The sequence below is a fragment of the Listeria costaricensis genome (genome assembly GCF_900183385.1).
Lineage (GTDB): Bacteria > Bacillota > Bacilli > Lactobacillales > Listeriaceae > Listeria > Listeria costaricensis.
Genome location: NZ_FXUT01000037.1, coordinates 1 through 3,748 on the forward strand (window position 1 = coordinate 1; position 3,748 = coordinate 3,748).

1 protein-coding gene is annotated in these 3,748 nt (G+C 32.7%); it reads left to right on the forward strand.

The features are described 5' to 3' along the window. The first annotated feature begins 274 nt into the window (after positions 1-274). Entirely contained in the window at positions 275-3,514 is a 3,240-nt protein-coding gene (cas13a, locus tag CS921_RS15285; RefSeq protein WP_099225408.1) for a type VI-A CRISPR-associated RNA-guided ribonuclease Cas13a, read from the forward strand. Positions 3,515-3,748 lie beyond the last annotated feature (234 nt).

Sequence of the window (3,748 nt, forward strand, 5' to 3'; positions counted from 1 at the left end):
TCTAAATGAAAGAGGACTAAAACTTCTTTATGATAACTCGTCTACTTCCTCTTGTGAAAGACTACCTCTAAATGAAAGAGGACTAAAACCTGTTTGCTTATTTGAACGTTCTATACCATGTGAAAGACTACCTCTAAATGAAAGAGGACTAAAACCTATAATGTGGATAACTTTCATGAGGTATATCCGCGCTGTAGGTTTATTTTTTTACGAAATAATGTAAAATAGAATTAGAATTTCCAAATTACTAATATAATGTACAGAGGTGAATGGAATGAGAATTACAAAAGTAGAAGTAAACGGAAAAAAAGTAGCTATTCAAAGAAATATGAAAAGTGGCAGGTTGATTTTCAACGAGGATATAACGGATAGAACAGAGGAAATACTTCGGTTAAAGCAGGATTCTTTTTATAAAAGTGTTATAAATAAAACAATTTGTAAGGGAAAAGATGCTCAGCAAATAAAGGTTTTATTTGAGGGACTCCTTTATGAGGATAAACAAAGCAGAGTAAATTTGACTGCTGTGAAAACTATGGATAAAAATAAACTTAAAGAATTATTTACAAGAAGGTTTCGACAAGAGTTTTCATATGTTAGTTCTAAGGAAAGCTTGGAACAAGAAACATTTGATTTAGTTAATTTATTTATTAAAGCGCTTTCTGAACAAAATCAATATGTTGATTGGACAACTTTTTCAGATAAAATGCAGCCGTATACAACGTGGGTGTCTCATTATATTGAATTCCGAAAAACATTATTGGAAAAATCAATTAGGCAAAATAAAATTTATTCATCAACCTCTCTGAAAAGCCAAGTGCTAAGCCAATATGTAGATGCTTTTGCCAGAAGTGACATGGACTTTAATTTAGAGGAAGTAGCAAAAAGATACAAATTGACTGATTTAGTGAAGAAACTGCATAAAACATTTGACGATAACAATCAAATAAAAGCAGCTGGTATTTTTCATATCAAGATAAAAGAAGCGCTACAACAGCATGAAAGAACTCTTTTTAATAAAGAACAACAAAATTTTAAGCAAAATAGAGAAGATAAAGAATTAGTTTTATTTACAGCAGAGGTACGCCAATATATTGCGAAAAATTTTCCAATAAAAAAAGATAAAGCAAAAAAAGGTAAGAGGATAGTTCTTAGCGAAGCAAAAATTTTACATCGTATCAAACAGAAATATCAAAATGCTATGACCCAATATCTATTGAATGAAGGAAAGCGGGCGGCTTATAAGTTAGGTGATAATACTACATCAGAAGATTTAACAAATATAAAGATTGGAGAAGCATTTGCGCTTAAGTTTTTAAATGCCTGCTTTTTTGGTGCTAACAGTTTGAGAAATATTTTGGAAGTAGACGGAGATGTACTGTCGAGTAGCAGCTTCCGTTCAGCGGTCGACAATATGAGCCAGAACAAAGAGGCTGAGATAAGGCATAATCTAGAATTATTTTTTAGTGGAATTAGTGAACTGTGTAAAAATAGCGAAGAATTGGGAGAAGTACTTTGGGGATTAAGAGGAGCCATTCAGCGAATTCGTAATAATCTTGTACATTTTAATGAGCATAGTTGGAATCAGATTTTGACTCTTGGTGATGAGAAAATAGAAAAAATTGATAAATTATATGTCGAAACGAAATTCCAAGATTTATTTACGCAAGAACTAAAAAATATTCCCATATTACTAAAAGAAAAAATGCTCACTGCAAAAATATTTGATTACTATCCTGCAAGTAAACTAGAAAATAGCTTTGATAAGTATTCACTATTAACATCAGTTGCACCTTTTGCTCCAAGTTTTAAAAGAGTTCATACGAAAGGTTGCGACTATCAATATTCACGGAAAAGGGATTACAATTTGCAACTTAAAGTGTATAAGGAAAAAGATAAATTTAGTGAAAAAGAAGCAGAAAATGCTTATTACAATTTGTTGAAAATCATCTATTATCAAATGTTTTTACCAACATTTACTAAGGATTATCGGTTATTTAAAGAAAGCACAGAGTTTGTTTTAAAAATCAATAAACAGAGAGACAATCAGCCTTCAGCTTTTGAATTTATTCGCCCGATGGAGGAACATGAAACACCGAGCGACTATATGGGCTATATTCAAAGTAGTCTCATGCAACAACAGAAAAAGGTGGATGAACAAGGGAAGGATAATTTCTTTAATCGCTATATTACGCAAATTTTTATAAAGGGTTTTGACTCTTATATTATAAAAAACGACCTTGAATTTAGCCTAGCACCTGTTAAGCAAGAATTTGATAGTGAGAAAATTGATCTGTTAAATTTCAAAGAGGAAATAGACGCAAAATATATCCCTTTCTGGGTGTTTTGCAAAGTATTAAATACGAAGATGTTGAGTGAACTGCGGAATGAAATGATCAAATTTAGCCGAACTGAGTTATCCAAGGAAAAACGGGAGGCGTTTATTGAAGCGCAAAAAATTATTGGTTTAGCCTTAATGACGGTAGATCGAGGAAGCAGTGAATGGATAAAAGTCTTTTCAAGGAAAGAAAACTGGCAGAAGACCATGGAAATGTATGTAAGTCAGGACCTATTGAATGAACTTCCATATGTTCAAGAAGATCATGAGACGCCGATTTTATTTAGAAGTGTAGAGTTAGTCAAAAAGCATGGCGCGGAAAAATTGTTAAGTAAGATTGTTGGCGATAATCTTGTAACAGCAGAGGATGTTCAGTTTTATCAAGCTGACCATGATATTGAAAATGTAATTGCTAGTAAGGAAGCAATGCATAAAAAGTGGGAGCGAGATAGAAGGAAAGCCAGCGAGAATGATTTCAAAAAGTCATACGGAGCAAAGATAACGAAGATTAGTGACTACAGATGGAATAAAAATAAAGTAGAACTGAATTATATACGTTCGCTCCATAATTTAGCAGTTGATTTGATTTCTAGATTAACTGGATTTATGGCTATTGCCGATAGAGACTTTCAATTTTTATGCAATGCACTTTTAGCAAGAAGGGAAGCAGGTTTTAGAGTTAAATCATGGGTAGATTTATCAAGGCGTGTTAAATTTAAATCGTATGAAGTCGATTATATAAACGGAGAGGTGGAGCTTAGTAATCAGCTAGAAGAAACAAGCTATTTGATAGGAAAGTTAGAAGAAATTCAAGCTTTTTGTATTAATGGTCAATATAATGGAGCAAAATCAGTAAGAAATGAGATTGATCACTGGGATAAACTAAGGGGCGGCGGTAGTCAATCAATATTAGAATTGTATAATTCGGTTAGAGAATTAGTATCTTACGACAGAAAATTAAAGAATGCTGTTACAAAGTCATTGATTGACTTATTGGAAGGTCATGGAATAGTATTAACTTTGAAGAATAAGTCTTTAACTGAAGCTAGTCGTCATGATTTTGAAATTAAAAGTTGCAAGCCGAAAGAGATACGGCACTTAGGAAATAGAGGTGTTACTGAAAAACAAGTTTCAGATGAATATTGTCAGCTTGTGGAAAGGCTTTTGAAGCTTAAATGAGGATTAACTATGACCTCTAAATGAAAGAGGACTAAAACTAGTCAACTGTTGGCTGATGCTCACTAATGTAAAACACTACCTCTAAATGAAAGAGGACTAAAACTCACATTACAGCAGAGAGACATTTAAAAGGTAAAACACTACCTCTAAATGAAAGAGGACTAAAACCGAGAAAACGATATTTGTCATCGCCATTCTGTAAAACACTACCTCTAAATGAAAGAGGACTAAAAC

What these genes read in the sequence shown, in the direction of transcription:
- cas13a (WP_099225408.1), top strand. Translation starts at nt 275, where the DNA reads ATGAGAATTACAAAAGTAGAAGTAAACGGAAAAAAAGTAGCTATTCAA.